Source organism: Actinomadura rudentiformis, assembly GCF_008923185.1.
In the GTDB taxonomy this organism is placed as follows: Bacteria; Actinomycetota; Actinomycetes; order Streptosporangiales; family Streptosporangiaceae; genus Spirillospora; species Spirillospora rudentiformis.
Window position 1 is genome coordinate 1 of sequence record NZ_WBMT01000016.1, and the last position, 26,525, is coordinate 26,525.

23 protein-coding genes are annotated in these 26,525 nt (G+C 71.0%); 8 read left to right on the forward strand and 15 right to left on the reverse strand.

Annotated features, from left to right (window positions below; translation table 11 throughout):
* Nucleotides 1-213 precede the first annotated feature (213 nt).
* Entirely contained in the window at nt 214-1,614 is a 1,401-nt protein-coding gene (iscB, locus tag F8566_RS30525; RefSeq protein WP_264159468.1) for an RNA-guided endonuclease IscB, read from the reverse strand.
* A gap of 390 nt (nt 1,615-2,004) precedes the next feature.
* Here iscB and F8566_RS30530 point away from each other — a divergent pair, with 390 nt between their 5' ends.
* On the forward strand, nt 2,005-2,304 hold the full coding sequence (locus F8566_RS30530) for an ATP-binding protein (protein WP_151565317.1): 300 nt from the start codon (nt 2,005-2,007) through the stop codon (nt 2,302-2,304).
* Between the two features lie 105 nt (nt 2,305-2,409).
* Here F8566_RS30530 and F8566_RS30535 read toward each other — a convergent pair whose 3' ends face one another.
* From F8566_RS30535 to pdxR, 3 genes are all read right to left on the reverse strand, one after another.
* Nucleotides 2,410-3,600, reverse strand: coding sequence for an SMI1/KNR4 family protein (locus F8566_RS30535; protein WP_151565318.1), 1,191 nt, complete (start codon nt 3,598-3,600; stop codon nt 2,410-2,412).
* 151 nt (nt 3,601-3,751) lie between these two features.
* Nucleotides 3,752-4,519: a hypothetical protein gene (locus tag F8566_RS30540; protein ID WP_151565319.1), complete on the reverse strand. Its 768-nt coding sequence runs from the start codon at nt 4,517-4,519 to the stop codon at nt 3,752-3,754.
* Between the two features lie 121 nt (nt 4,520-4,640).
* Nucleotides 4,641-6,005: a MocR-like pyridoxine biosynthesis transcription factor PdxR gene (gene pdxR, locus F8566_RS30545; protein ID WP_151565320.1), complete on the reverse strand. Its 1,365-nt coding sequence runs from the start codon at nt 6,003-6,005 to the stop codon at nt 4,641-4,643.
* Nucleotides 6,006-6,053: 48 nt separating this feature from the next.
* On the opposite strand from pdxR, the gene F8566_RS30550 reads away from it, so the two are divergent.
* A complete protein-coding gene (locus F8566_RS30550) occupies nt 6,054-6,818 on the forward strand; it encodes a metallophosphoesterase (RefSeq protein ID WP_151565321.1) in 765 nt (254 codons plus the stop codon).
* Here F8566_RS30550 and F8566_RS30555 read toward each other — a convergent pair.
* The 4 genes from F8566_RS30555 to F8566_RS30570 are packed head-to-tail and all read right to left on the reverse strand — an operon-like array spanning nt 6,784 to nt 12,501.
* A complete protein-coding gene (locus F8566_RS30555; RefSeq protein WP_151565322.1) occupies nt 6,784-7,932 on the reverse strand; it encodes an acyl-CoA dehydrogenase family protein in 1,149 nt (382 codons plus the stop codon). The two genes, F8566_RS30550 and F8566_RS30555, sit on opposite strands and share 35 nt — an antisense overlap.
* Nucleotides 7,933-7,939: 7 nt before the next feature.
* Nucleotides 7,940-8,860, reverse strand: a complete 921-nt coding sequence (locus F8566_RS30560; RefSeq protein WP_151565323.1) for a hydroxymethylglutaryl-CoA lyase — start codon at nt 8,858-8,860, stop codon at nt 7,940-7,942.
* Nucleotides 8,861-8,863: 3 nt separating this feature from the next.
* Complete coding sequence (locus F8566_RS30565) at nt 8,864-10,879, reverse strand: ATP-binding protein (protein ID WP_151565324.1); 2,016 nt, start codon at nt 10,877-10,879, stop codon at nt 8,864-8,866.
* Nucleotides 10,880-10,887: 8 nt separating this feature from the next.
* Nucleotides 10,888-12,501: a carboxyl transferase domain-containing protein gene (locus tag F8566_RS30570; RefSeq protein ID WP_151565325.1), complete on the reverse strand. Its 1,614-nt coding sequence runs from the start codon at nt 12,499-12,501 to the stop codon at nt 10,888-10,890.
* A gap of 118 nt (nt 12,502-12,619) precedes the next feature.
* Between F8566_RS30570 and F8566_RS30575 the strand changes: the two genes are divergently transcribed.
* The 3 genes from F8566_RS30575 to F8566_RS30585 all read left to right on the forward strand — a co-directional run bounded on the left by F8566_RS30575 (nt 12,620) and on the right by F8566_RS30585 (nt 15,130).
* On the forward strand, nt 12,620-13,204 hold the full coding sequence (locus F8566_RS30575; RefSeq protein ID WP_151565326.1) for an SACE_7040 family transcriptional regulator: 585 nt from the start codon (nt 12,620-12,622) through the stop codon (nt 13,202-13,204).
* Between the two features lie 45 nt (nt 13,205-13,249).
* Nucleotides 13,250-13,933, forward strand: a complete 684-nt coding sequence (locus F8566_RS30580) for a hypothetical protein (RefSeq protein ID WP_151565327.1) — start codon at nt 13,250-13,252, stop codon at nt 13,931-13,933.
* Between the two features lie 66 nt (nt 13,934-13,999).
* Nucleotides 14,000-15,130 carry a hypothetical protein gene (locus F8566_RS30585; protein WP_151565328.1) on the forward strand — a complete coding sequence of 377 codons (1,131 nt, stop codon included), beginning with the start codon at nt 14,000-14,002 and terminating at the stop codon, nt 15,128-15,130.
* Nucleotides 15,131-15,183: 53 nt separating this feature from the next.
* On the opposite strand, the gene F8566_RS30590 is transcribed toward F8566_RS30585, so the two are convergent.
* Entirely contained in the window at nt 15,184-16,665 is a 1,482-nt protein-coding gene (locus tag F8566_RS30590) for an extracellular solute-binding protein (protein WP_151565329.1), read from the reverse strand.
* A gap of 5 nt (nt 16,666-16,670) precedes the next feature.
* Nucleotides 16,671-18,752, reverse strand: coding sequence for a vWA domain-containing protein (locus F8566_RS30595; RefSeq protein WP_151565330.1), 2,082 nt, complete (start codon nt 18,750-18,752; stop codon nt 16,671-16,673).
* 180 nt (nt 18,753-18,932) lie between these two features.
* Here F8566_RS30595 and F8566_RS30600 point away from each other — a divergent pair, with 180 nt between their 5' ends.
* Nucleotides 18,933-20,009, forward strand: a complete 1,077-nt coding sequence (locus F8566_RS30600; RefSeq protein ID WP_151565331.1) for a coiled-coil domain-containing protein — start codon at nt 18,933-18,935, stop codon at nt 20,007-20,009.
* A 140-nt stretch (nt 20,010-20,149) separates the two neighbouring features.
* Here the strand turns inward: F8566_RS30600 and F8566_RS30605 are convergent, their stop codons facing one another.
* Genes F8566_RS30605 through F8566_RS30615 form a run of 3 tightly spaced genes read right to left on the reverse strand, consistent with a single transcriptional unit; the run spans nt 20,150 to nt 22,907 of the window.
* Nucleotides 20,150-20,920: an ABC transporter ATP-binding protein gene (locus tag F8566_RS30605; protein WP_151565332.1), complete on the reverse strand. Its 771-nt coding sequence runs from the start codon at nt 20,918-20,920 to the stop codon at nt 20,150-20,152.
* On the reverse strand, nt 20,917-21,954 hold the full coding sequence (locus F8566_RS30610; RefSeq protein WP_404800365.1) for a FecCD family ABC transporter permease: 1,038 nt from the start codon (nt 21,952-21,954) through the stop codon (nt 20,917-20,919). Before F8566_RS30610 ends, F8566_RS30605 begins: the two co-directional genes overlap by 4 nt.
* Nucleotides 21,951-22,907 (reverse strand): ABC transporter substrate-binding protein, encoded by a 957-nt coding sequence (locus F8566_RS30615; protein WP_318836451.1) that lies wholly within the window; start codon nt 22,905-22,907, stop codon nt 21,951-21,953. Before F8566_RS30615 ends, F8566_RS30610 begins: the two co-directional genes overlap by 4 nt.
* A 318-nt stretch (nt 22,908-23,225) precedes the next feature.
* On the opposite strand from F8566_RS30615, the gene F8566_RS30620 reads away from it, so the two are divergent.
* Together F8566_RS30620 and F8566_RS30625 are read left to right on the forward strand one after the other, a co-directional pair.
* A complete protein-coding gene (locus tag F8566_RS30620; protein WP_225993658.1) occupies nt 23,226-23,864 on the forward strand; it encodes a TetR/AcrR family transcriptional regulator in 639 nt (212 codons plus the stop codon).
* On the forward strand, nt 23,861-24,241 hold the full coding sequence (locus F8566_RS30625; protein ID WP_151565333.1) for a VOC family protein: 381 nt from the start codon (nt 23,861-23,863) through the stop codon (nt 24,239-24,241). The genes F8566_RS30620 and F8566_RS30625 overlap by 4 nt, the downstream gene beginning before the upstream one ends.
* Nucleotides 24,242-24,264: 23 nt before the next feature.
* Here the strand turns inward: F8566_RS30625 and F8566_RS30630 are convergent, their stop codons facing one another.
* The gene (locus F8566_RS30630; protein ID WP_151565334.1) at nt 24,265-25,176 is read right to left on the reverse strand and encodes an LLM class F420-dependent oxidoreductase; all 912 of its coding nucleotides are present in this window, start codon (nt 25,174-25,176) and stop codon (nt 24,265-24,267) included.
* 67 nt (nt 25,177-25,243) lie between these two features.
* Nucleotides 25,244-26,524 carry an ArgE/DapE family deacylase gene (locus F8566_RS30635; RefSeq protein WP_151565335.1) on the reverse strand — a complete coding sequence of 427 codons (1,281 nt, stop codon included), beginning with the start codon at nt 26,522-26,524 and terminating at the stop codon, nt 25,244-25,246.
* Between the last annotated feature and the right edge of the window lies 1 nt (nt 26,525).

Sequence of the window (26,525 nt, forward strand, 5' to 3'; positions counted from 1 at the left end):
ACCAACGTGACCGGCACGACCCGCGGATGGAAGGCCGCGTTGAACGCACTTTCGCTGCACTACGGCGACCGCATCACCCTGAACTAACAGCGATCACCACGCCACCCACAGATTTTCAGACAGTCCCGGATGGAGGAAACGCAGCTCCTGCGGAGTAGGTCGGGGGCCGACAGTCCGTCCCGTGGGCGGATTGTCGTGTCGGGTGGTGGCCGGTCACGGTGTGGGTGTCCTTTCTGTGTGCGTGGTGTAGGCGTAGCCGTCGGCTCGTTGGAGGAGGCGGAGGTGGCGGTGGTGGATGCCTTGGGCGGTGCCGTGGCCGGTGGTGATGTCGAACTTTCCGGTGGCGCGGACGGCAACGCGGCCGGTGTGGGTGCCTTTGTTCTTGCCCATAGGGACGACTGCGCGGACCAGGTCGCCGGTCTGGTAGCCGAAGAAGGTCTTGGTGCGGGGCATTCTCAGGCGGGGGAAGCCGTGCGTGTCGGTGCGGGTCCGTGCGTGTGTGCCGCGCCCGGCGCATCCGGCGACCAGAACCCGGCCGACGACCTGCCCGATGGTGTCGAGTTTGCCCACGCACAGAGCGTCAAGGGTGTGGGACTTGGGCAGGCCCGCCAGGGTGCGGTTCCACTTGGTTCTGCCGCCCGAGGTGGTGTGGGTGGGCAGCCGCTGATCTAGCGCGCGCCAGAGCACCCACCGGGTGGTGTTGACGGCGGCGGCGTCCCGCAGCGGTGCCTTGGCTTGCGCTAGTACCCGGGCCAGGACCTTGGGCTTGGCCGCCAGGAACTCGGCCACGGGCCGGTTGGACTTGGCCTGGTTGCAGGGGATGCAGGCCAGCGTCAGATTCGACACCCGATCCGACCCGCCATTGGACCTGGGATGGATGTGGTCGATGTTGAGCGGCACGTTCTGCGCGCCGCAGTAGGCGCAGGCCCGCCTCCACTTGGCCAGGAGATATTCGCGGGCCTCGTAGCCGTGCAGGGTGCCCTGCTGGTACTCCACGCCCTCCAGTGGCCGTCCGGCGCTGAGCAAGTGGGTGTCGAACGCGACGCGCTCCACGTGCACGGCCTGGACGGGGGCCCAGCGGGCGAGCCGGTCCATCCACGAGACGGTGGTGTCCACGCGGTGCTTGAGGGACGGTGCCAGCCACCCCTGCGGCCTGGCACGGTTGTCGAACCGGGGTGCGCGGTACCGCAGATTCCGGGACCGCCGGCCACGGCGGTAGGCGGCGCGCTGCGCCATCTTCTTGCCGATGAGCGCGCCCCGGTGGTTCAACTGGATGCTGTACCGGCCGCGCCGCTGGCCGCCCCGGGCGGTGAACACCGCGATACCGGTGTGCTTGCTCCCCGGGTCGATACCAACCTCGACGCCCTCGACCTGCGAGGTGGCGGCGGCGCGGTCTTTCAACCGGATGACGAACGGGGTGTGCCGGTGCACGACCGCCCGGCCCTTGTTGAGCAGTTCCCGCGCTCTTGCCGCGTGGCAGGGTTGCAGCGGGGTGCCGTGCTTGTCCAGCACGAACACCGCAGGGTGCCGCTCACGCGGCTTCTCCCCAACCCGCGAGGGGTTGGGGGTGACGCCACCGCCGTCAGGTGAAACAGCGGTGGTCTCCTCTCGCACATGTCCCGCACCGGATACCGCCCGCGAGCGGTGTTCGGTCCCCGTTTCGTCCCTGTTCCCGGGGTTGTCTGCTGAACCGAATTCCAGAGCCATCTGCTGAGGAGGCACACATGGGTGGGTCTTCCGTCCTGCACGGAACGTAGCCAACAAAGTCACCTCCCAAATGCGTGTTGGCTTGTGCTGGTAACGGCAGGCCCTCAGCCACCAAGGGCTGAAAGCCCCTCCTCAGGAGGGGAACCCGTTATCGTTCCTCCCTCACAAGTCGCGGCAACCGTCGGCAAATGACCGGGGAGCCCCAGCGAGTCACGACGTCCCTGTGACGCCTTTGTCACTCTACGTATCACGTTCGCACCAGGCTGGCACCAGAACGAACGAAGAGAGGTGGTCTGGGTGTCCGTCGTGGTCCTCGGCACGGTCCGGCTGCCGGTTTCCGATGCGAGTCCGAAGGCGGCGCGAGATATGGCGAACGCCGTAGCACAGACCTGGGAACTGGCGGACGACGTCGCCTACCGGGCTCGGCTGGCCACTTCGGAGCTCGCGACGAACGCGATCCGGTACGGAATCGGCAGCACCATCCAGGTCGTGGTCAGCCGGAGGCAACGACGCTTGCGAGGGGAGGTGCATGACGGGTCGCCGGTGCTACCCGTACGGCAGCAGCAGGCCTGTGCGAGGAGTCGGGGCGGGGGCTGATCCTCCTGGAGGACGTGGTGACGGCATGCGGGGCGTACGCGACGCCGTTCGGGAAGGCGGCCTGGTTCGAGATCGAAGCCAAGTGGCCCCTGGACTCGTGAGGCGTCAGCGCAGGGCGCGCAGTTGGCGGGTGCGCAGTGGGAGTTGGCGTGTCCAGAGAGCGTTGAGCACTCCAAGCCAGCCCTGTCGCGCGTCGACGATGGTGGTGCCTGCGTCGATGATGCGGACGTGGGCGGTCGGCCGTCCCCGGTTGAGCGGCTCGACCAGATCGCAGAGGCGGGCTCCGAGCTGCTCGACCTGGTCGGCGAGTGCGGCGAGGCCGCTGGTGGCGTAGCGATCAAGTATGGCCGGATCCATCGCGTCGGAGTTGTCGTAGCGGATGTCGGCGGCGGCTTGCTCTGCGGAGGCCGTCAACTCCTGAAACCGTGTCCAGTCCTTTGCGGCCCACGCTGCGCTCCTCTGCTCTTCGCGGCCTGCGGGGTCGTCGGCGAGCACTGCCTGGGTTGTGGCGATGAGCAGTTCGGTGTTGCGCACTACGTGTGCGGCGATCCATTCGGCGGGCCACGAGCCGGGGGGTGGCGGGCCGAAACCGCCCGCCCGCGCCTCGGCCACGAACGCGGCGTATCCCTCGCGCAGCATCGCGATGCTCACCGGCGCGCTGCCACCGCTCGACCATTGGTCTGTATCGCTGTCCCACGAGATCGTGCCGTCGTCGTCGACCCATATCCGGTCTCCGCGGACCGGGACATCCCGTGTCAGCCCGGCGGCGATGTCGGCGAGCATCGCGGCCACGCCGTCCCACCACGCCGTGTCACCGGCTCCCTCGTCGCTCAGAAACTCCCGAACGCAGCCATGGGCCGGTCCCGGCCGGAGGTCGACGAAAAGATCGTTGCCGCCTCCGTCACCCGCGATCGGCAACCAGCTCGGGAGCCAGGCGCCATTGCAGGGTGTGCCTGCCGGTGCTTGATCCTCCTGCGCCACGTACGCCGCGAACTGCGCGTTCGCCTGTTCCATCACCCCGTTCCACGCCGTCATCCACACTTGCCGCCTGTCCAGGGCCGCACTCACCGAGTACGGCGAGTAGAACGGCGGCACCAGACTGCCCTGGTCGGCCATGCCGTCGGTCCGCCGCCACCAGGCGACCAGATCGTCCGGAAAGGCAGTGCCCACGATGCGTTCTGCGTTGCGAATGTCCTTTTGTGTCGCGGGCGGCCGGATCAAGGCCAGCTCGGGCGGCGAATGGTGGCCTAGCCAGTCCACGATGATGTCCCACGACTCGTCCACGGTGGTCTGCATCTATCGATCATGGCGCAGGACTTCGCATAAACGCGTTCAGGTTGCTGCCGAAGGTCACTCTGAGGCGCCGGGGGTGACGAGACCTGACTCGTAGGCGACCACGACGGCCTGTGCGCGGTCGTGCGGGTAGCGGTGGTGGGCGTTTTCCGGCTTAGATGCGGGCAAGCCATGGTGTGATGCGCAAGAGGCCGTCGGGGATGGTGGTCGCCCAGTTCGCGAACGCGGGCAGCACCTGCACGACGTCGGCGCAGAGCAGAGGTTGGCCGTCGTCCTGAGCCCCTGCCAGACCGCATTGGTAGATCAGCCATGGGCGCATGCTCGTGGACAGTTGCTGCGTCACGGTTTCGATCTGCTGGTGGGTCCAGCGGCTGCGCACCACGCACAGTCGGACGCCGTATTTGGGTACCAGCGCCTGCCGGACCTGCTGCGGGTGTTCAGCCGCGACGACCACCAGGGCCTGACCGGGGGCCGGCCGGAAGATTGCCATGCTGGTGATGCCCAGGGCGTGCCATTGGTCCGGCGGCAGGCCGCACAACGGTCCATCGCCGCGCGGCCAGCCACCGGCCGGCGGCGGGCAGGGCGGTCGCCGCCACCGGCGGGACTGTCGGGCATGCTGTGTGGCAGGCCCCTGCCGATCGGCCTGCAGGTAGGTGTCCCGCCAAGTGCCGGTCAGTGTCGCATGGCCCTCAACGAGGCCGTCTTTGGCCCGTCGACGCTCCAGGCGGCCCAAATCGACCCCGGTGACCCGGACGCCAGTGTGCCCCGGGGCGAGCACCGGCTCATGACCAGGTCTGAAGGCGGGCATCGCCACAAAGCCCGGGGGCTCGAACCAGGCTGCGACTGACTTGCCGACCGACACCACCCGCCCGCTGGCCCGTACACGATCGCCGGGCCGAAGGATCAATCCCTGAATGTCCATCCACCTGGTCCCGTCTCTCGTCAAGCCGCCTCAGTGCCATGTGATACCCGCCGAACGCGCGGATGGGACGGATTCATCAGGGGTGATCGAATGGCTGGAGCAGAACTTCGGGGAGCGACCGTCAGGGGAGGACGTTGCACAGGGCGTTCAGGGTTGCTGGGTATTGGCGCTCGGACGGGGCGGCGAAGCCGATGATCAGGCCGCCGGGGCTTGCGGTGGGGTTGTGGTAGAGGTCGGTCAGGCCGCGTAGGGCGATTCCTCGCTCGGCGCACTTTGCCAGGGCCTTGGGCTCGTTCAGTCCGGTTACCAGGGTGGATAGGCCGGCTGGGACGCCGTGGACGGTCAGCTCGGGGAAGGCGGCCAGGCGGTCGAGTAGGAGCTGGCGGCGGCGGCGATAGCGCAGGCGGGAGGCGCGGATGTGCCGGTCGTACGCATGTGAAGTGATCAGCTCGGCCAGCACCAGTTGACCTAGGGCCTCGGTGTAGAAGTCGGTTTCCTCCTTTGCGGTCAGGAGGGGCGGGACGAGGTGTTGGGGGACGGCCAGCCAGCCTAGGCGGAGCACGGGAGAAAGGGTCTTTGATGCTGAGCCGCCGTAGACCACGTGCTCCGGGGCGATGCCCTGGAGGGCGCCGATCGGCTGGCGGTCGTAGCGGAATTCCCCGTCGTAGTCGTCCTCGATCACCAGTCCGCCTGTGGTGCGTGCCCAGGCGCACACGGCCTGGCGCCGTTTCGGGTGCAGCGGCACGCCGGTCGGGTACTGGTGGGATGGCGTTAGGAAGACCGCTCCGGCTTGGCCGATCATCTCGATCTGGGCGCCTTCCGAGTCGACGGGGAGGGCCTCGATCCGCAATTCTCGTTCTACGGCGCCTCGGTAGGCGTCGTGCCCGGGGTCCTCGCAGGCCGCGGTCTTGATCCCGCCCTCGCGCAGGACCCGGCTCAGCAGGCCGACGCCCTGGTAGTAGCCGGACGTGACGATGATCTGGTCGGGGGAAGTGCGGACGCCGCGCGCACGGCCCAGGTACTCGGCGAGCGCGCGGCGGAGCTCGATACGGCCCTGCGGGTCACCGATGCCGAAGACGTCCCGGGTGTTCCGGTTGAGCACGCGTCGCGTGGCGGCCAGCCAGGCGCGGGTGGGGAACGCGCTGACATCGGGCCACCCGGAACGCAGGTCGTGCAGGGGTGTGTGGTCGTCAGCGTCCAGGATGGCCGGCGGGCTCTGCGGCGGGAGGTCTGCCACGCGCGTTCCCGAGCCTGGCCGGATGGTCAGGTAGCCCTCCTCGGCCAGTTGGTCGTAGGCGGCGGTGACCGTTCCGCGCGACAGGCCCAGCTCGGCGGCCAGGCCGCGGGTGGACGGCAGGAGCGTGCCGGTGGTCAGGCGCCCCTCGCGGATGGCCGCGCGGAGCGCGGACTCCAGGCCGGAGCGGCGGCCGCCGGGTGCGACTTCCAGATAGAGGTCGACTCGTGAACTGGACCAAGATTCAGGCATCGGACCGGATCTTAACTCTGGTCCGGTTGCCCTCTAGCGTCGGGTGCCATGACGGTTGTGATCGCCCACCTCAGCGACGTGCACATCGACGACGACCCGCGCAGCGCCGAGCGCGCGCGAGCTGTCATGGCCTATTTGGACGACCTTTCGGTGGACGTGGTGGTGGTCACCGGCGACATCGCCGACCACGGGCTCCCGGCCGAGTACGAGCGGGCCCGCGAGCTCCTGGCGACTCGCCATCCGACGTTGATCTGCCCTGGCAACCACGACGAGCGTGCGGCGTTCCGGCGGCATCTGCTGGGGCAGGCGCCGTCACCTGAGCCGATCAATCAGATCCACCGGGGCGAACGGTTCCTGCTGGCGTTGTGCGACTCTTCCGTGCCTGGCAAGGATCACGGCGAGTTGTCCGACGAGACGCTCGACTGGCTGGAGTACGCGCTCGCGGGTGCCCCCGGCGGCACTCCCGTGGTGGTCGGGTTTCATCATCCGCCGGTGCCACTGCACATTCCGTATGTCGACGGCATCCGGATGTTCGGGGAGGAACGGCTGGCCTCGCTCGCCGAGCGGCACCCGCGGCTGGTCGCGTTCCTGGCCGGGCACGCGCACACCGCCGCCGCCACGACGTTCGCCGGGCGGCCGCTGCTCGTCGCGCCCGGCGTCGTCTCCACCACCCGGCTGCCCTGGGTGCCGGGAGACGGGCTCGTTCATCTGGACGAGCCGCCCGCCCTCGCCTTCCATGTGCTGGACGAGGGCAGGCTGACGACTCACTTCCGCACGGTCACGACGGCGGCAGACCCAGGGCACGCGCGATGAGCATGCGCTGCACCTCGGACGTGCCCTCGCCGACTTCGAGGATCTTGGCGTCGCGGTAGAAGCGGCCGACCGCGTACTCGTTCATGAAGCCGTACCCACCGAAGATCTGTGTCGCGTCGCGGGCGTTGTCCATGGCGGCGTTGGAGGCCACGAGCTTGGCGATCGCCGCCTCCTTCTTGAACGGCTCGCCGGCCAGCAGCTTCGCCGCCGCCGCGTAGTAGGCCAGGCGGGCCGTGTGGGCGCGCACCTCCATGTCGGCGACCTTGAACTGGATGGCCTGGTAGCGGCCGATCTCCTTGCCGAAGGCCTCGCGCTCGCGCACGTACCGCAGGCACTCGTCGACGCAGCCCTGGGCGAGGCCGACGGAGAGCGCGGCGATGGCGATGCGGCCCTCGTCCAGGATGCGCAGGAACTGGGCGTAGCCTCGGCCGCGTTCCCCGACGAGGTTCTCGGCGGGGACACGGACGTTGTCGAAGGAGAGCTCGCGGGTGTCGGAGGCGGACCAGCCGACCTTGGAGTACTTCTTGCCGACGGTGAAGCCCGGCGTGCCGTTCGGCACGATGATCGTGGAGATCTCGTTGTCGCCGGTGAACGCCGTGACCGTCACGAACGCGGTGATGTCGGTGCCCGAGTTGGTGATGAACGACTTGGAGCCGTTGATCACCCAGTGGTCGCCGTCGAGGCGGGCGGTGGTGCGCATGCCGCCGGGCACGTCGGAGCCGCCGCCCGGCTCGGTCAGGCCGAACGCGGCGAGGCGTTCACCCGAGGTCAGGCGCGGCAGCCACTCGGCCTTCTGGGCGTCGGAGCCGAAGCGGTAGATCGGCATCGCGCCGAGCGAGACGCCGGCTTCGAGCGTGATGGCGACGGACGAGTCGACGCGGGCGAGCTCCTCCAGGGCCAGGCAGAGCGTGAAGTAGTCGCCGCCCATGCCGCCGTGCTCCTCGGGGAAGGGCAGCCCGAACAGGCCCATCTTCCCCATCGCCGCGACGATCTCGTACGGGAACTCGCCCCGCTCGTACAGATCGCCGATCACCGGGGCGACGGTCTCGCGGGCGAACCGCTCGACCGTGCTCCGCAGCTCCTCCTGCTCGTCATCGAGCCTGAAGTCGATCATGAGAGTGCTACTCCTTCGGTGACAATGCCTGGACGACGCGGGAGGGGCTGGGCCGGCCGAGGCGCCCGGCCATCCAGCGGCTGGTCGCTACGAGCTTGGCGAGGTCGACGCCGGTGTCGATGCCGAGCCCGTGCAGCATCCACACCAGATCCTCGGTGGCGAGGTTGCCGGTGGCGCTCTCGGCGTAGGGGCAGCCGCCGATGCCGCCCGCCGATGCGTCCACCGTGGTCACACCGGCGCGCAGGGCGGCGAGGGTGTTGGAGAGGGCCTGGCCATAGGTGTCGTGGAAGTGCACGGCGAGGCGGTCGGCCCCGATGCCCGCGGCCGCGTGCGCCTCGATGAGCGCGGTGACCTGGCCGGGGGTGCCGACGCCGATGGTGTCGCCGAGGCTGAGCTGCGAGCAGCCCATGTCCATCAGCCGGGTGGAGACGGAGACGACCTGGTCGATCGGCACGTCCCCCTCCCACGGGTCTCCGCAGACCATCGACACGTACGCGCGCACCCACAGGCCTTTGGCCAGCGCGCGTTCGACGACGGGCGCGAACATCTCCAGCGACTCGTCGATCGTCCGGTTGAGGTTGCGGCGGGCGAACGTCTCGGTCGCGCTGCCGAAGATCGCGATCTCGGTGCAGCCGTTCGCCAGCGCGCGGTCGAGCCCTCGCTCGTTCGGCACGAGCACCGGATAGCGCAGGTCCGGATCACGCGGGAGGACGTCGAGCAGCTCGGCGGCGTCGGCCAGCTGCGGGATCCACTTGGGGTGCACGAAGCTCGTCGTCTCGATCGTGCGCAGCCCGGCGTCCGCGAGCCGGACGACGAACTCGGCCTTGTCGGCCACCGGCACGATCGTGTCCTCGTTCTGCAGCCCGTCACGCGGGCCGACCTCGTAGATCGTCACCCGTTCCGGGAGCCCGTCGAGTGGTACGCGCATCTCTCAGCCCTCCCCGGCTTCGATGACGGCCAGCACGGCGTCGAGGGCGACCTGCGCGCCCGTGCGAGCGGGCAGCCTCGTCACCACCCCGGCGATCGGCGCCGTGACCGTGTGCTCCATCTTCATCGCCTCGACGACCACCAGCGGCTGGCCCTCGCCGACCCGGTCGCCCTCGGCGACCTTGACCGCGAGCACCGTGCCGGGCATCGGGCTGCGCAGCACCCCGTCCCCGGCCACGTCCGCCGCGCCGCCGCCTTCGGCCCGTACATGCTCGGCCAGGGCCCAGACATGCCCGCCGCGCCCGAGCCACAGCGTGTCTCCCTCGCGCGCCGCCTCGAACGAGAGCGTCCGGCCGCCATAGGTGAGGGTCAGCGTCGATGGCCCACCCGCTGTCGACGGGCCGCTCGTCAGGGACGCCCGCACCGAGAGCCTGCCGCCCACTGTGACCTCGGCGTCGTGGGCTCGGCCCCGGACGCCGACCTCGATCGCCTCACCGCCGGCCGGAGTGATGATCCACTTCGTGGGGGCGGGGGTGCCGGGGCGCCAGCCGTCCGGGATCCCCCATGGATCGGGGTCGCCGGTCTCCAGCGCGAGCATGCGTTCCAGCGCGGCGGCCGCCAGGACCTCATCCGGCACCGTCGCCTCGCCGATCAGCTCGTCCAGCGAACGCTCGACGAGCCCGGTGTCGAGACGGCCCGCCTCGACGTCCGGATGGCGGACCAGCGCGCGCAGGAACGCCACGTTCGTGCCGACGCCCAGGAGGGTGTACGAGGCGAGCGCGCGATCCAGTCGCCGCAGTGCCGCGGCCCGGTCCGGGCCCCAGACGATGACCTTGGCGAGCATGGGGTCGTACGAGCCGCCGACCTCGGTTCCGGTGTCCAGCCCGGAGTCGACCCGCACGTGCTCTCCGGACGGCTCCGACAGCGCCAGCACCCGGCCGCCGGTTGGCAGGAAGCCGCGCGCCGGGTCCTCGGCGTAGACGCGGGCCTCGGCCGAGTGACCCCGGAGAACGAGATCCTCCTGGACGAGCGGCAGCGGTTCGCCGGAGGCCACCCGCAGCTGGAGCTCGACGAGGTCCAGGCCGGTGACCAGCTCGGTGACCGGGTGCTCGACCTGGAGGCGGGTGTTCATCTCCATGAAGAAGTACTCGCCCGGGCGGTCGGCGGAGACGATGTACTCCACCGTCCCGGCGCCCACGTAGCCGACGGCCTTGGCCGCGGCGACCGCGCTCGCGCCCATGCGCTGCCGCGTCGCCTCGTCCAACAGCGGCGACGGCGCCTCTTCGATGATCTTCTGGTGGCGGCGCTGGAGGCTGCACTCGCGCTCGCCCAGATGGACGGCGTGGCCGTGGGCGTCGGCGAAGACCTGGATCTCGATGTGCCGCGGGTTGGTGACGAAGCGTTCGACCAGCAGGGTGTCGTCCCCGAAGGACGCCCGCGCCTCGCGCCGCGCCGACGCGATCGCTTCGGGGAGATCCGCCGCGTCGCGGACGAGGCGCATGCCCTTGCCGCCACCGCCCGCCGACGGCTTGAGCAGCACCGGCAGGCCGACGTCGAGTGCGGCGGCGGCCAGCTCGTCATCCGAGAGGCCCGCCTCGTCGCGACCCGGCACGACCGGCACGCCCGCCGCCGCGACGGTCTGCTTGGCGCGGATCTTGTCGCCCATGGCCTCGATCGCCGCCGCGGGCGGGCCGATGAAGACGATCCCGGCGCCGGCGCACGCGCGGGCGAACGCGGTGTTCTCGGCCAGGAACCCGTAGCCCGGGTGCACGGCCTCGGCGCCCGATGCGCGCGCCGCCGCGATCACCGCGTCGATGTCGAGGTACGAGGGGATCCTCAGCGCCTCGTCCGCCTCGCGTACATGGCGGGCACCCGCGTCGGCGTCGGTGAAGACCGCCACCGAGCCGATGCCGAGCGCACGCAGGGTGCGGAACACCCGGATCGCGATCTCGCCGCGGTTGGCGACCAGGACTCTCTCGAACAGTGTTTCTCTCTCGAACACTGCGTCTTTCTCAGACATCCAGGCCCTCACATCCGGAAGACGCCGTAGCCGACCGGCTCCAGCGGTGCGTTCGCGGCCACTGACAGTCCCAGGCCCAGCACCCGCCGGGTGTCGGCCGGGTCGATCACGCCGTCGTCCCAGAGCCGGGCCGTGGAGTAGTACGGGTTGCCCTGGTGTTCGTACTGCTCGCGGATCGGCGTCTTGAACTCCTCCTCGGCCTCCGCGGGCCAGTCCTCTCCGCGCGCCTCCAGCTGGTCGCGCCGCACGGTCGCCAGCACGCTGGCCGCCTGCTCGCCGCCCATGACCGAGATGCGCGCGTTCGGCCACATCCACAGGAAGCGCGGCGAGTACGCCCGGCCGCACATCGCGTAGTTGCCGGCGCCGAACGAGCCGCCGATCACGACCGTGAACTTCGGGACCCGGGCGCACGAGACGGCCGTGACCATCTTGGCGCCGTGCTTGGCGATGCCGCCCGCCTCGTACTCGCGGCCGACCATGAAGCCCGTGATGTTCTGAAGGAAGACCAGCGGGACGCTGCGACGGTCGCACAGCTCGATGAAGTGCGCGCCCTTCTGCGCCGACTCGCCGAACAGGATGCCGTTGTTGGCGATGATCCCGACGGGGTGGCCGTGGATGCGGGCGAATCCGGTGACCAGCGTCGCGCCGTACTCCTTCTTGAACTCCTGGAACCGGCTGCCGTCGACGATCCGGGCGATCACCTCGCGGACGTCGTAGGGCGTGCGCGGATCCGGCGGCACCACGCCGTAGAGCTCGCCCGGGTCGACCGCGGGCTCCTCCGAGGGCGCCGTCTCCCAGGGACGCGGCTCGCGCGGGCCCAGCGTGCCGACGATGTCGCGGACGATCCGCAGCGCGTGAGCGTCGTCCTCCGCCAGGTGGTCGGTGACGCCGGAGGTCCGGGAGTGCAGCTCGCCGCCGCCGAGCTCCTCGGCGGTGACGACCTCGCCCGTGGCGGCCTTCACCAGCGGTGGGCCGCCCAGGAAGATCGTGCCCTGGCCCCGGACGATCACGGCCTCGTCGCTCATCGCCGGGACGTACGCGCCGCCCGCCGTGCACGACCCGAGGACCGCCGCGATCTGCGGGATGCCACGGCCCGACATCGTCGCCTGGTTGTAGAAGATCCGGCCGAAATGCTCCCGGTCGGGGAAGACCTCGTCCTGCCGGGGCAGGAACGCGCCGCCCGAGTCGACGAGGTAGACGCACGGCAGCCGGTTGTGCAGCGCGACCTCCTGGGCGCGCAGATGCTTCTTGACCGTGATCGGGTAGTACGTGCCGCCCTTGACCGTGGCGTCGTTCGCGACGATCACGCACTCGCGCCCGGCGACCCGGCCGACGCCGGTGATGATCCCGGCGCCCGGGGCCTCGTCGTCGTACATGGCGTGCGCGGCCAGCGGCGACAGCTCCAGGAAGGGCGAACCCGGGTCGAGCAGCGTGTCCACCCGGTCGCGGGGGAGCAGCTTGCCGCGTGCGACGTGCCGTTCGCGCGCCCGCTCCGGCCCGCCGCGCCCGGCGCGGTCGAGGTGCTCGCGGAGGCCGGCGACCAGCTCCGCGTTGTGCGCCGCGTTCTGCTTGAACGCCTCGCTCGCGGGGTCGGCGCGCGTGCCGAGCTCAGGTCCGGTCATCACCCGTCCTCATTGACTGGCCGTACTGTCTGGTCCGTACTGTGTGGTCCGTACAGTTAATGAACGTTAACAAGGACGATGTTAATCGTCATTAACATCGTCAGTCTAGACTTCCATCATGACCTCTCCCGCAGGGCGGACGACACCCGAGGCGCCCACGCGCCGGGCGGAGATCCTCGCCGCCGCCGCCGAGCTGTTCGCACGGCGCGGCTTCCACGGCGCCTCGATCGGCGACGTCGGACGTGCCGTCGGGCTGACGGGCCCGGCCCTCTACCGCCATTTCAGCGGCAAGGAGGCCGTGCTCGCCGAGATGTTGCTCGACATCAGCCAGCGCCTGCACGCCGAGGGCCTCCGCAGGGCCGCCGAGCCGGAGCCCGATCGCGCGCTCGACGCCCTCCTGCACTGGCACATCGCCTTCGCCCTGGACAATCCGGCCTTGATCACCGTGCACGAGCGCGAGCTCGACAACGTCCCCGAGGCGCAGCGCCACGAGATCCGCCGGCTCCAGCGCGCCTACGTCGAGGAATGGGTCCGCGTCCTGCGCCGCCTGCGCCCGGGCCTGCCCGAAGACCGCACCCGCGCCGCCGTCCACGCCTGCTTCGGCCTCCTCAACTCCACCCCCTACAGTGCCGCCGCCCTCGACCGCGACTCCATGGCGGTCCTGCTCCACACCATGGCCCGTTCAGCCCTGACCACAGCCTGAAGACAGAACCAACCATGTCGGCGGCGGGGCCTACGATCTCTGGGCATGAGCTTCGACCTGGCTGTCTGGTATGAGGACGCACCCATCACGGCGAGTGCGGGCCTCGAGAAATACCGTGTGTTCTGCGACGGGTACCTCGATGATGGGCAGAATGGGCGCATCGTGGCGTTCCTGGCGGACCTGGCGTCGCGGTTTCCGGGGCTGAAGGACGATCCCGAGGACTCGCCCTGGAGCGTCGAGCCATGGGTCGGGCATGACCACGTTCTGCTGAACATCCGGTATCCGCGGGCCGGCGAGGTCGAGGGCGTCGTGAGGGAACTGGCCGCAGAGCATGAGCTGGTCCTTTTCAACCCCCAGGTGGCGACGGTCCGGAATCCGCCGAGGCTGACGTCCTTGCCGGGCCCGACGCTGACCATGTGCGACGGGTCCGTGCTCAAGCAGCCCGGCGGTGAGGCCCTGACGGCGGCGCTCCGGACGTTGTCGGACCGCAACTGGTTCGCCATCTTGGAGATCAAGGACCAGACGTACGTCCAGGTGGGTCTGGGCCCGAACGCGGGACTGGGCGGGGCGAGCGGCGTGTACTCCCTGGAGCATCGGGACGGCTCCCCGGAACGGCACCGCCGCCACCTGGCCACCGATCTGGACGACGTGATCGCGGCGTTCGTGGGTCTCGCCGCGGACGAGCCGGGCTGGGCCGATCGGCTGACCTGGGAGCCGGTCGTCTTCTGACACCGACGGCAGACGGCGCCCAAGCAATGATCCGTTGACGTGTACGCCTTGACCCCTGGAGCGCTCATGACCCCCGAGATCATCCTCAGCCTGTTCCCCCGGAACCAGATCATCGAGTTCGGTGGACTGCCGGTGCTGGACGTGGTGCCTTCACGGGCCAGCTGGGAAATGCGGGAACGCGCCGCGGCCGAGTTGGAACGCCTGGGCGAGCCGGTCCCTCCCCACCTGGAGCCCGACGAGGACGACGACGCGGCGCGGCTGGCGGCGGCGCTCGACGATCCGGGGTCAGTGGCCTGGTGGTTGCCGCTGGTGGCCTGGGAGGACGGCGGTTTCCGCTACGCCGACGAGTACCTGGCCGGGCTCGTCGAGCAGGTGGGCGGCGAGGCGTTCACGACGCTGGTGATCGGCGGCACCTTCGACCACGGCCGCGTCGAGGGCGATGCCGAGGAGCCGATCACCGCGCCTCGCCCCGGGGTCTACCTGACCCCGCCCGGAGGGGACCGGTATGTGGACGACGACGCCACGGTGCTGTCCCATGCCGTCCACGCACTGGCGCGGCGGGCCGTGGACCTTCAGAATCTGCGCGCGCTGTTCATCGGGGAGATCGACGACGACCAGCTCTTCAGCGGGGCCGAGCTCGACGTGGCGGCCCTGCTGGAGGCTTTTCCGCGGCTCGAAGAGCTCGCCTTGTGCGCCCAGCTCGGGATGCGGTTCCGCGCCTCCGGCCACACCGGGCTGCGCCGCCTGGCGCTCCATGGCGTCATGGTGGCGGATGAGATCGAGAACGTCGCCGCCTGTCGGCTGCCAGCCCTGGAGCACCTGGAGTTGTGGTCGACGGAGGACTTCGGCGACGCACAGGACCCGGGCGAGCGGGCGGCCCTCGGCGAGCTCTTTGCGAGCGGGACGCTGCCGCGCCTGCGGCATCTCGGGCTGCGCGAGTTCACGTTCATCGACGACATGGTTGAGCAGCTGGCAGCGTCGCCGCTGCTGCCCCGGCTGGACTCGCTCGACCTGTCGCACAGCCTCCTCACCGACAAGGGAGCGCAGGCGCTGATGAACGCCGACGGCTTCCGAGGCCTCAGCCGGCTGAGGCTTCGCCGCCACTGCATGTACGCGGAGATGACCGAGACGGTCCGCCGGGCCTTCGCCGGGGCGGGCGTGGACGTCGATGTCAGCGACGGCAGGCGCGCGGGCTGACGTCCCGGGATGCGGTCGGGCGTCTGATCAAGAGCGATCCGATCCGGGGGCGGTCAGCAGGTGGCGGTCTTGCCGTCCAGGGAGGCGTTGACGGCTTCGGCGAACGCGTCGGACGGCACGTCGGCGCCGGTGAGGATCTTGCGGGCGCAGTTGCGGAAGGTCGTGGAGAAGGTGGCGTAGTGCTCGGTCACCGGGCGCGGGCGGGCGCGTTCCAGGGCGGCCACGACGGCTCGCGCGAGTTCGGTGAGCCGCTCGTGGGTCACGCTGTCGGGCTCGCCTCCGGCGTTGTCGCGGTTCGACGCCTGCCGTTCCGAGCAGGTGGCGATCGACCGCACCGCGTCCTGCCGCAGCACGCCGGGGGAGAGGCCGAACGCGGAGAACCGGGTCGGCGCGAAGCCGCCGCAGGCGAAGATCTGCTTCTGGCTCTCCGTGCCGGTGAGGTACTGGATCAGCGCGAGCGCGTCCTTGCCGTGCCGTGAGCGCGCCGAGATCGCCAGGCTCTGGCCGCCGAGCACGGTGTGGCCGGGCGGTGCGGTCACACCGAATCGCAGGTTCCCGCCGTCGCGCAGCCGGGGGTCGTTGGCGAAGTGGCGGTAGGCGTAGGGCCAGTGGCGCAGCAGCGCGTCGTCGCCGCCGTCGGTGAACGCGTCGATGCTCTCCTGCTCCTTGAACCCGCGCATGAACGAGGTCCAGAGCGGTTTGCCCGGCCGCATCCGCTGGGCCACGGCCTTCAGCGCCGGATGGACGCGGTCCGCCAGTTCGGAGCGGGTGGGGCGGCGGGTCCCGGTGAGGACGTCGGCGGCGCCGTGATTCCAGGCGAACTCCAGCGCGTTGACCGTCAGTCCCTCGTAGTCGCCGAGCTGGGCGGTGTGGTACTCGCTCGGCCAGTCCCGCGGCTGCGCCGGCACCTTGGCCTTGTCCCGGTGGTAGAGGAGCCCGACATCGAGGTTGAACGGCACCGCATACTGGCGGCCCGCGTACGCACCCATGGCGAGCGCGGCCGGGAAGAAGTCCTGGGAGCCTGCCAGCGCGCTCTTGTCGAGCGGCTTGAGATGGCCGTCACGGGCGAACTCCGCCGTCCACTGCGCGTCCATGATCAGCACGTCGTAGGCGCAGGTGCCGGTCTCCTGCGCGGCCTTGAGCTGGCTGTACTGCAGGTCGGCGGACGGCGACACCTCGACGAGCCGGGCCCGCGGCCGCGTTCCCCTGCCGCCCTCGTTCCAGCTCTCCACCAGGGCGCGGCGCTGGTTGCCGAGGCTGACGTCGGAGCCGCCGGCGATGGTGAGCTGGTCGCCGCAGGCATCGGGCAGCGCGTCGTAGGAAGGTGGGAGCACGACCGCGAGCACGACGATCAGCGCTCCCACCACGACGCACACGACGGCCGCGATCCAGTGCTCCCGTGTGCGTTCGCGGATGCTCCTGCGTCCCGCGTTGTCCGTCTGTCCCGCGCTGTCCGTCTGACCCGCGCTGTCCGTCTGTCCCGCGCTGTCCGTCTGTCCCGCGCTGTCCGTCTGTCCCGCGCTGTTCGTCGCCATCGCCGTCACCGCAGCTCGGCGAGCAGGCGCGCGGCCTGCGCCTCGTCGGGGTCGCCGGTCAGCTCGCGGCACTTGCCGCCGACGGCCTTCGTCACCTGCGCGACCGGTGAACCGGCGCAGGCGGACGGCCCGGTCAGCAGGAACGTGACGACGACATCGGGATGCCTGTCGTGGAACGCCTCCAAGCGGTCGAGTGCCGCGGCGAGATCCGGATTGGTGCGGGTGGACTGGCCGTCGGTGACGACGATGACGTGCTTCTTGCCGATCTGCAGATCCGCCGCCTGGATGGCGTCCGCCAAGGGCAGGTCCGAGCGCGCGGCCGCCAGGGCCTGGAGCTTGCCGTTCACCACGTCGGCCTGCTGGGAGGAGACCAGCCCGCTCCGCGCGTGCGTCGTCACCGGTGGCGTCTGATCACCGCCCGTGGCCCGCGCGAACGACTGGACGCCGATGACGTCGTCGCCTTTGAGCTGCCCGACCAGGCTGCGCAGGACCGAGACCCCGTGTGTGAGGCGTGAGCGGTTCACGCGCTTGGTCGTCGGTGAGCCCATGGAGCCCGAGGTGTCGATCAGCAGGGTCAGCAGGACCTTGTCGCGGACGGCGCCGATGGCGTCGAGGGAGTCCTGGACGCCGGGTGCGTCCGTTCCCTTGACCACGGTGGGCACGGTGACGGCGCCCGGCCGGTCGAGGGCGTCCAGGTAAGGGTGGGCCGGATCGGGCTTCGCCGGCCGCTGGAAGGCACCATCGGCGGTCCGCAGTCCCTGCGGTGTGAGCGGGTGGTCCTGCAGCCATTCGCGGAACCGCTGCACGACGCCGTCGCGTTCACGGTCGTCCTGCCCGGGCCACTTCACCTGGACGAACCGGTAGTCCAAAGCCGGAAGGTCACGCGCGTAATAGGGATAGAGCTTCCACTTGTCGTACGGGGCCTTGCCTGCATCGACCGCGTCGCACCGGTCCCCGAGGGCGCGGCCCGCGTTGTAGTCGTTCAGCACATGCTCCGGAACGGCGATTGCGAAGCCCTTGGGAGGCCCGTCGGGCTGCTCCCACGCCCGCGCGCGCAACTGGCACAGCAGCGACACGGCGTCGGGCGCCAGGAGGTCGGGAGGGCTGACGAAGCGTTCGGCCGCCTCACCCGACTCGGCGAGACCGGTGTTGGTGACCGCCTGGTGGAGCACCGGCGTGATCGCGAGCGCGGCCGTGGAGCTCTCCGGGATCGGCCGGGCGATGCCCCTCACCTTCGCCTCCTTGAAGCGCTCCAGCAGTTCGGTCGTGGCCTCCCGGCCCGGCCTGGCGCTCTCCCGGTAGACCGTTCCGTCGTCGTCCCCGAACAGCGCGAGCACCATGGGCGAACGGCCGATGGGCGCCGGATGTGGGCGCAACGCCGGCGGGGAGCCGGACGCGGCGAGGTCGGAGCGGTCGGACGCGTAGTCGAATTCGGCGGGGGAGGAGGGGACCCAGACGTCGGGCTGGGGGCCGAGCAGCTGTGTGCCGACGCCGGTCCGGTCCTGCTCCCAGTCGCGGGCGAGCCCGTTGCGCACCGGTGTCGCGCCCGGCTCGGCCGTGACGGTCACCGCGTACTCGGGGCAGTCCCCGTCCCGCGTGCCGGCGATGAAGCCGGCCGCCGCCGCCCGCAGCGGGGTGAGCGCCTCAGGGGTGGTCACCACCCGGATCTCCAGCGGCCGCTCACACGCGCCGCCGGACGCGAGCCAGGTGCGCACCCCGGCGACCGCGCCGAGCACGAGCCCCGCGAGCGCCGCACCGGTACCGACCCAGACCAGCGCGGTCCCGGACCAGCGCGCCAGATCATCGGGGAGCAGCTCCAGCACCTTCCGGAGGAACTCCGGGTGCCGGTAGAGCACGACCACCAGCACCGCCAGCAGGAGCAGCGAGACGCCGCCCCAGACGACGAGCGCGATCCCGAGGTCACGGGAGAGGACCAGGAGCAGGGGAGAGGAGGCGACCAGCGAGGAGACGATCAACGAGGTGGTCAGCTCGACGGTGAGGGAGCGGACGAAGGTCGATCTCCGTGCGGGGGGTGGCGGCTCCTGGTGCTCGTCGTTTGATCGCTGGTTGTCGCCCGGTTCGACCATTCAACCCTCGTCGCCGTTTCGTCCCCCGGAACGGAGTCCGCTCCGATTGTATGAGGGGGATCGCGCTCCGTCAGGGGCTTTGATCGGGCCAGGATCGGCCGGATCTTGATGTGAACCACGGGGCCGAAGTTATTCGGGGACCGTTCGAACGCTTCGTTGGATTGGTGCGTACTACCCGGCATGACGGACCAGAAGGTGGCGCCTTTTGACGGCGGGGCGGCGGTCGGCAATGAGGCCCGGGATGCGGTGGCGGTCTGGCCGTGTGCCAACTGCGGACGTCCCGTCCCGCAGCCCGTCCGGGGTGCGCGGACGGTGCGCTACTGCCCGGACGGCGACGGGAAATGCGCGGCGGAGGCCAAGGAACGGCGCGAACGGGGCCGCGAGTCGCCGGGCCTGACCGGTCAGGTCGCCTGGGCCTGGGAGATCGTCGAGCGGCTGGAGAGCGCGGCCGACCAGCTCGCCGGCTCGCTCGCCTCGGAGCTGAGCGTCGCCGGGGTGGAACGGCGGGTCGCCGCCGCCCACGCCGAGTCCGCCGGCCAGATCGCGGCCGCGCAGGAGGAACGCGACGCCTCGCAGCGCCAGGCGCAGTCCGCCTGGCAGGAGGCCACCCTGGCCCGAGCCAGAGCAGACCACGCAGAGGCCGCCGTCACGACGGCCCGGAGCGAAGCCGAGAAGGCGATCGCCGACCGGGACACCGCCACGCGCGAGTGCCAAGAGGCCAGGGAGGCCCTCGAGCAGGCCACCGCCGCGCGGCTCGCGGCCGAGAGCGAACGCGACCATGTGGTCGAGCGCGAAGGTGAACTGCTCGCCGCACTGGAGGCCGCCCGAGCCGAACTCGTCACGTTGCACTCGCGGCTCTCCGAGACCGAGACCACGGTCCAGGGCCAGCGCATCGAGGCGGCGGCGGCCAGACGGGCCGCCGAGGACCTGCGTTCGGGCCTCCGCGACGCCGAGACCAAACGCGGGCAGGCCGTCGCGGACCGCGACCAGATCCAGGCGCGGCTGCAGGACGTCGAGCAGCACAACTGGCACCTCTCGCAGGCCGTCGAGGAGCTGCGCGCGACCGTGCAGGCGCTCACCGGCGAACGCGACGCCGCGCGGGCCGAGGCGGAGCGCGCACGCCGCCACATCGACACCCTCACGCAGATCACCGGCCGCGGCGCCGACCAGTACAACGGGATGCGGCCGCAGGTCGAGCCGGAGCCCCCGACCGGAATCCACTCTCTCCACGAACTTCGACTGCCGCACGCCGGCTGACCGACCCCAAGGCCGGCGACCCAGGGAGGAGGTGACGCGTTCTTCCAAGCATCGGCCCAGCACCGGCCGCCGCACCGGGGCGGCGGCCGGTGCACGACCTTTTCAGCCGCCGTGCTTCTCGCGCCAGGCCGGCTCGACCTTCATGGGCGCTCCAAGGAGAGGACCGGACGGCCGCCGGGCCCCGGGGAGACCCGTACGCGCGCGTCGAAGTGCTCCGCGATCACCGTCGCCGTCAGCACCTCCGAGGGCGGGCCCGCCGTCGCCACCTGCCCCTCCGACAGCAGCACCAGGCGGTCCGCGTACTGCCCCGCCAGCGTCAGGTCGTGGATCGTCGTCACCACCGTCAGCTCGTCGGCGAGCCGGAGCTGGTCGATCAGCTCCATCACCTGCTGCTGGTGGCCGATGTCGAGCGCCGTCGTCGGCTCGTCGAGCAGCAACACCGAGGTCTGCTGCGCGAGCGCGCGGGCGAGCACCACCCGCTGGCGTTCGCCGCCGGACAGATGGTCGAGGGGACGCCCGGCCAGCGCGGTCAGGTCCAGGCGTTCGAGCACCTCGGACGCGACCGCCCGGTCATGCGCGCTCTCGCGGCCCAGGTGCGGGATGTAGGGGGAGCGGCCGAGCAGCGTGTAGTCGAAGACCGTCATGCCGACCGGCAGGTGGGGGATCTGCGGCGCGTACGCGACGACCCGCGCGCGCTGGCGGGGCTTGAGCGTGCGCAGGTCGGTGCCCGCCACCTCGACCTCGCCGCGTCCGGGCCGCAGGCCGAGGATCGCACGGAGCAACGTGGACTTGCCCGCGCCGTTCGGCCCGATGACGGCCGTCCATGACCCGCCGGGCACCTCCAGCGAGACGCCCTTGAGCACCGGACGGCCGTCCAGTTCCACGTTCAGGTCCCGTACCGCGATCGTCATGTGTCCACCTGCCTGCGGGTCGCGCGCAGGATGACCACGAAGAACGGCGCGCCCACGAACGCCGTCACCACGCCCAAGGGCAGCTCCCCGGGTGCGACGACCGTACGGGCGAAGAGATCCGCAAGCTCCAGGAACGCGGCGCCGAGCAGCAGCGAGAGCGGGAGCACCACCCGGTACGACCCGCCCGCGAGCCGCCGCACGGCGTGCGGCACCACGATCCCGACGAACCCGATCAGGCCGCTGACCGCCACCGCGCACGCCGTGGCCAGCGACGCCGCGACGAGCACGATCAGCCGCACGCGCGCGGCCGACACTCCCAGCGAGGTGGCCTCCTCCTCACCGACGCTGAGCACGTCCAGCAGCCGCCCGTGCAGGAGCAGCACGACCGTCGAGACGAGCGCGTACGGGGCGATCATGGCGACCGTGGGCCAGTCGGCCAGGCCCAGCCCGCCCAGGATCCACGAGAAGATCCGCTGCAGCTCCTCCGCGTTGGCCTGCTGCAGGAACGTCTGCACGGCGGCGAGGAAGTTCGACACCGCCACCCCCGCGAGCACCAGCGTGGCGGCGCCCGACCCGTTCCCCCGGCCCGCCGTGCTTCCGAGCGCGTACGCCAGGAACACCCCGGAGATCGCGCCGACGAAGGCCGCGAGCGGGATCGCGAACGCCGGGTCACCCGGGACCACCACGATCACCAGCGTGGCGCCGACCCCGGCCCCGGCGGCGGCGCCGAGCAGGTACGGATCGGCGAGCGGGTTGCGGAAGACCCCCTGGTAACCGGCGCCCGCGATGGCGAGCAGCCCGCCCACCATCGCGCCCAGCAGCACCCGGGGCAGCCGCAGCTCGAACAGCACGTTCCGTTCGACGGTGCTCAGGCCCGAGTCGACGTCGACGAACGGCACCCGGTCGAGCAGCGCCTTCACGACGCCGGTCACCGGAAGGTCGGCCGCGCCCACCAGGAGGGCGGCGAGCATCGTCGCCGCCAGCACCGCGACGGCGCCGCCGAACTGAAGAGGCCGCAGCCGAGCCGGTGTCACGCGCCGGCGGACGCCTTCTGCACCGCGGCCCCGATGACCTTGACGAACTCGGGCAGGCGCGGGCCCCAGCGGGAGGCGATGTCATCGTCGAGGGGGATCACCCTCTTGTCCTTGACGGCGGTGAGGTCCTGCCAGCCGCTCCGCTTGGCGACGGCAGCCTCGTTCTGCCCGCAGCACTTGGTGTCGGCCAGGAAGATGAGGTCAGGGTTGCTCTTGAGCAGGTATTCGCGAGACAGCTGCGGGTAGCCGCCAGACGCCTTCTCCGCCTTGTCGGCGACGTTGCGCAGCCCGAACAGCCCGTACACCTGGCCGATGAACGTCTTGGACGTCACGGAGTGGAGCTGGTTGTCGAGCTCGTGGTAGTAGGTGAGCTGCTTCCCGGCGGGCTTGCCTGAGGCGGGCTGCGGCTTCGTCGCTGCCGCCGCGACGGTCTGCTGGATGCTCGCGCGCATGCCGTCGACGAGCTTCTTGGCGTCGGCTTCGCGGCCGGTGGCCTGGCCGAGGTCGGTGATCTCGTCGTACGCCTCGTCCAGCTTGGTCACCGAGGGCTCCAGCAGGACGGGGATCTTGACCTTGGTCAGCGCCTTCACGATGCCGTCCAGGTCGTCCGACAGCACCACCAGGTCGGGCTTGTACCCGATGATCGCCTCGGCGTTGGGCTTGAAGCCCGACAGCTTGGTCTTGGGCGCCCCGGCCGGGAAGGTGGAGTACTCGTCGACCGCGACGACCTGCTTGCCCGCGCCGATGGCGAAGAGCGTCTCGGTGTGGGTCGGGGACAGCGACACGATCCGCTTGGGGGTCGCCGGGATCGTGACCGCGCCGTTGGCCGCCTGGACGGTCACCGGCTTGCCCGCGGTGCCGGAGGACGTGTCGCCGGACTCGGTCGTGTCGCCGCACGCGGCGGCCGACAGCGCCATCACACCGATCAGGATGGCCGCGCGCAGGGAAGGCACGGGCCTCAGCGCAGGCCTCCGGGCGGATCTCGGCGTAGGTCTCACAGGGGTCTCCAAAACTGGCCGGAAGGCGTGACCCGTGGGAGACGGATCGCCCCTTCCGCGAGGGTCGAGTGTCGTCGGCGCGTGCGGAGGCGACCTGGCTCGGCCGTTCGGGAGGGGAATCCTCGAAGACATCACAGTTGCGGGACAGCGCCGGGATCACACCGGACTTCGCTCCATGACGCGCGTGACCCGCAACGTTAGCAGCAGCCACCGGAGCCCCTGGCCACGGCCTCCGCCTTGACCGAGTGAGTACTCACTCCGTAGCCTTCCGGCATGGAGGAACGACCGGCCCGCCGCCGCGCGCCCGGCATGAGCCCCGAGCAACGCCGCGAGATGATCGTCCGGACCGCGCTGCCGCTGGTGGCCGAGCACGGCACCGCCGTGACCACCGGCCAGATCGCCCGCGCCGCCGGCATCGGCGAGGCGACGATCTTCCGGGTGTTCGCCGACAAGGACGCGCTGCTGGACGCCTGCGTCGCCGAGGCCCTGCGCGCCGACCACGTCCTGGCGGAGCTCGCCGACATCTCCCTCGACCAGCCGCTTCCCGCACGGCTCGGCGAGGCCGCCGCCGCGATGGAGGCCTACCTCGAACGCATGGGCATGGTCATCGGCGCGCTGCACGCCACCGGCCGCCACGACCGCGGCCGCCACGACCGCGGCCGTCACGCCGGGGGAGAGGAAGCCGACACCGGACTCGATCGAGACTCGGCCATGCGGCTGACCGTGGAGGCGCTGACGGAGCTGTTCGAGCCCGAACGCGACGCGCTGCGGCTGCCTCCCGAGCAGGTCGCGGCCATGTTCATGGGCCTGGTCTTCGGCCGTGCCCGCCCGCCCGCACAACCCGTCCCGTCCCTGGAGGAGACGCTCCAGGTGTTCCTGTACGGGGCGCTCGCCGAAGGAGAACGAGCGTGACGATCAGCCTCAACCACACCATCGTCCCGGCCGCCGACAACGCGGAGGCCGCCCGCTTCTTCGCCGCCGTCATGGGCCTGGAGTTCACGGGCCCCCACCCGTACGCCCCGCACTTCGTCCCCGTCAAGGTGAACGACGGCCTCACGCTCGACTTCGTGTCCGCGCCGGACGAGCCGGGCCACCATCTGGCGTTCGACGTCGACCCGGCCACGTTCGACGCCGTCCTGGCACGCCTCCGCGAACGTGGCGTGCCGTTCGGCGACCATCCGGCGCACCCCGACAACGGCCGCGTCGACGGGAACCACCCACTGGGCGACAGGGGGATCTACTTCGCCGACATGACCGGCAACCTCTACGAGGTCATCTCTACCGAGTGAGAGTCCCTACCGAATCAGTGGCTCTACCGATTGAGTGATTTGAGGAAGTCACGGGTGCGGGCGGCCTCGTCGCGCGGCAGGAACTCGCCCGCCACGAAGTCGGTGACACCGGCCTTGGCGAGCTCGTCGAGCTTGGCGCCGACCGTGTCCTCGTCGCCCACGATGGCCAGGTCGGCCGGGCCGTCCGCGCCCTCCCGGTCCATCATCGCCCGGTAGGACGGCAGCGTCCCGTACACCTCGAACGCCTTGGCCGCCCGCTCCTTCGCCGCCGCGACGTCGCCCGTCACGCCCACCGGCAGCACGCACACGATCCGCGGCGCCGGACGTCCCGCGGCCTGCGCCGCCGCCGTGATCGTCGGTGCGATGTGCTCGCGCACGGTCGCCGGGCCCGTCATCCACAGGACGGTGCCGTCGGCCCGCTCGGCGGCGAGCTCCAGCATCTTGGGTCCGAGCGCGGCCAGCAGGACGGGCACCCGGCCCTCGTTCGGCACCGACAGCGCGACCTGCGCCTGCACCGTCTCGCCGCTGAACGAGGCGGGCTGACCATCGAGCAGCGGCAGGAGCACCGACAGGTACTCGTCCATGTGCCGCAGCGGCCGCGCGAAGTCGTAACCGAACATGTCCTCGATGACGATCTTGTGCGAGAGACCGATGCCGAGCGTCAGCCGCCCGGAGCCGAGCGCGAGCGCGGTCGTGCGGGCCTGCTGTGCCAGCGTCGCCGGATGGCGCGGGTAGGTCGGCACGACGGCGGTGCCCAGCTCGATCCCGGGTACCTGGCTGCCCGCGACGGCCAGCGCCGTGAGCGCGTCCAGGCCGAAGATGTTCGACAACCACGCCGAGGTGAACCCGTCGTCGGCCGCCCGCCGGAGGTCGCCGGTCAGCTTGACCAGCGCCTCCGGGCCGGAACGTTCTCGCAAGGACACGCCGATACGCACAAGGACCTCCTCGGTTGCGCGAGTGAACCATCCGATCCTGTCACACGGCGCGGCGACGCCGTCGCGCTCAGGAGGTCCCGCAGTGGTCGACGGCGAGCAGGGCCAGCGTCCGGGCGGCGGTGGCCACCTCCTCGATCGACACGCACTCGTCCGGAGCGTGCATGCGGTCGATGTCGCCCGGGCCGTACTGCACCGTCGGGATGCCGCCGAGCCCGGTGAGAAGGCGCAGGTCGCTGCCGTACGGCGCGCCCCACGACGCGGGCGCCGCGCCCGTCACCGCGACGTGCGCCTCGGTGAGGCGGCCGAGCAGCCCGCCGTCCTCGTCGGGCAGACGTCCCGAGGCGAAGCTGCCGCCCCACCACTCGACCTGCACCGGATGGCGCGACAGCCCGCCGTCAGAGGCGCACGCCTCGGCGACCGCCTCCTCCAGCGCGTGCCGGGCGGCGCGGGTGTCCTCGCCGAGCGCGACGCCGAGGCGGCCCTCGGCCACCAGGTCGCCCGGGACGGTCGATGACCAGTCGCCCGCCCGCACGGTGCCGATCTCGATCGCGTACGGGATGGCCCAGCGGCGCATCAGCGGGTCGACCTCGGTGTTGCGCCGGGCCTCCAGCGCGCGCAGCGCGGCGAAGACCGGCCAGAACTTCTCGACCGCGCTCACCCCCGAGTCGCGCTGGGCGGCATGGGCCGACCGGCCCGGGACACGCAGCCGGAACGTCAGGGCACCCGCGTTGGCCGGGACCAGGTCCAGGCCGGTCGGCTCGGGGACCACGCACGCGTCGGCACGCCAGCCCCGCCGCAGCAAGGAGTACGAGCCGAGGCCGCCGTCCTCCTCGCCCGCCACGCACGCGACGAGCACGTCACCGCGCAGCCGCACGGGCAGGCGGCGCAGCGCCCGCACCGCGAACAGCGCGGCGACGAGACCACCCTTCATGTCGCAGGCGCCGCGCCCGTACAGCAGCCCGTCCTGGACGCGCCCGCTGAACGGATCGTCGCTCCAGCCGGCGAGCTCCCCCGGCGGCACGACGTCGACATGCCCGTTGAACATCAGCGAGCGGCCGCCACCCGCCCCGGGGAGCCGCCCGACCAGTCCCATCGCCTGCGTGCGCGGCACCTCCATCCCGGGGAATCCGGGCTCGGCGGCCACCTCGTCCACCGGGATGTCCCAGTGGTCGGTCTCCAGCCCCTCGGCGCGCAGCCATCCGGCCAGCCGGTCCTGGATCTCGGACTCGGCGAGCGAACCGCCGACGCTCGGGATGCGGACCAGCTCGGCGAGGAGTTCGGTCATGGCGGCGGTCTCGTCCTTGACCGTCGCCGCGATCTCGGCTCGTACGTCCTCAAGAGGAGACATG

What these genes read in the sequence shown, in the direction of transcription:
- F8566_RS30535 (WP_151565318.1), bottom strand. Translation starts at nt 3,600, where the DNA reads ATGCAGACCACCGTGGACGAGTCGTGGGACATCATCGTGGACTGGCTA.
- F8566_RS30540 (WP_151565319.1), bottom strand. Translation starts at nt 4,519, where the DNA reads ATGGACATTCAGGGATTGATCCTTCGGCCCGGCGATCGTGTACGGGCC.
- pdxR (WP_151565320.1), bottom strand. Translation starts at nt 6,005, where the DNA reads ATGCCTGAATCTTGGTCCAGTTCACGAGTCGACCTCTATCTGGAAGTC.
- F8566_RS30550 (WP_151565321.1), top strand. Translation starts at nt 6,054, where the DNA reads ATGACGGTTGTGATCGCCCACCTCAGCGACGTGCACATCGACGACGAC.
- F8566_RS30555 (WP_151565322.1), bottom strand. Translation starts at nt 7,932, where the DNA reads ATGATCGACTTCAGGCTCGATGACGAGCAGGAGGAGCTGCGGAGCACG.
- F8566_RS30560 (WP_151565323.1), bottom strand. Translation starts at nt 8,860, where the DNA reads ATGCGCGTACCACTCGACGGGCTCCCGGAACGGGTGACGATCTACGAG.
- F8566_RS30565 (WP_151565324.1), bottom strand. Translation starts at nt 10,879, where the DNA reads ATGTCTGAGAAAGACGCAGTGTTCGAGAGAGAAACACTGTTCGAGAGA.
- F8566_RS30570 (WP_151565325.1), bottom strand. Translation starts at nt 12,501, where the DNA reads ATGACCGGACCTGAGCTCGGCACGCGCGCCGACCCCGCGAGCGAGGCG.
- F8566_RS30575 (WP_151565326.1), top strand. Translation starts at nt 12,620, where the DNA reads ATGACCTCTCCCGCAGGGCGGACGACACCCGAGGCGCCCACGCGCCGG.
- F8566_RS30580 (WP_151565327.1), top strand. Translation starts at nt 13,250, where the DNA reads ATGAGCTTCGACCTGGCTGTCTGGTATGAGGACGCACCCATCACGGCG.
- F8566_RS30585 (WP_151565328.1), top strand. Translation starts at nt 14,000, where the DNA reads ATGACCCCCGAGATCATCCTCAGCCTGTTCCCCCGGAACCAGATCATC.
- F8566_RS30590 (WP_151565329.1), bottom strand. Translation starts at nt 16,665, where the DNA reads ATGGCGACGAACAGCGCGGGACAGACGGACAGCGCGGGACAGACGGAC.
- F8566_RS30595 (WP_151565330.1), bottom strand. Translation starts at nt 18,752, where the DNA reads ATGGTCGAACCGGGCGACAACCAGCGATCAAACGACGAGCACCAGGAG.
- F8566_RS30600 (WP_151565331.1), top strand. Translation starts at nt 18,933, where the DNA reads ATGACGGACCAGAAGGTGGCGCCTTTTGACGGCGGGGCGGCGGTCGGC.
- F8566_RS30605 (WP_151565332.1), bottom strand. Translation starts at nt 20,920, where the DNA reads ATGACGATCGCGGTACGGGACCTGAACGTGGAACTGGACGGCCGTCCG.
- F8566_RS30620 (WP_225993658.1), top strand. Translation starts at nt 23,226, where the DNA reads ATGGAGGAACGACCGGCCCGCCGCCGCGCGCCCGGCATGAGCCCCGAG.
- F8566_RS30635 (WP_151565335.1), bottom strand. Translation starts at nt 26,524, where the DNA reads ATGTCTCCTCTTGAGGACGTACGAGCCGAGATCGCGGCGACGGTCAAG.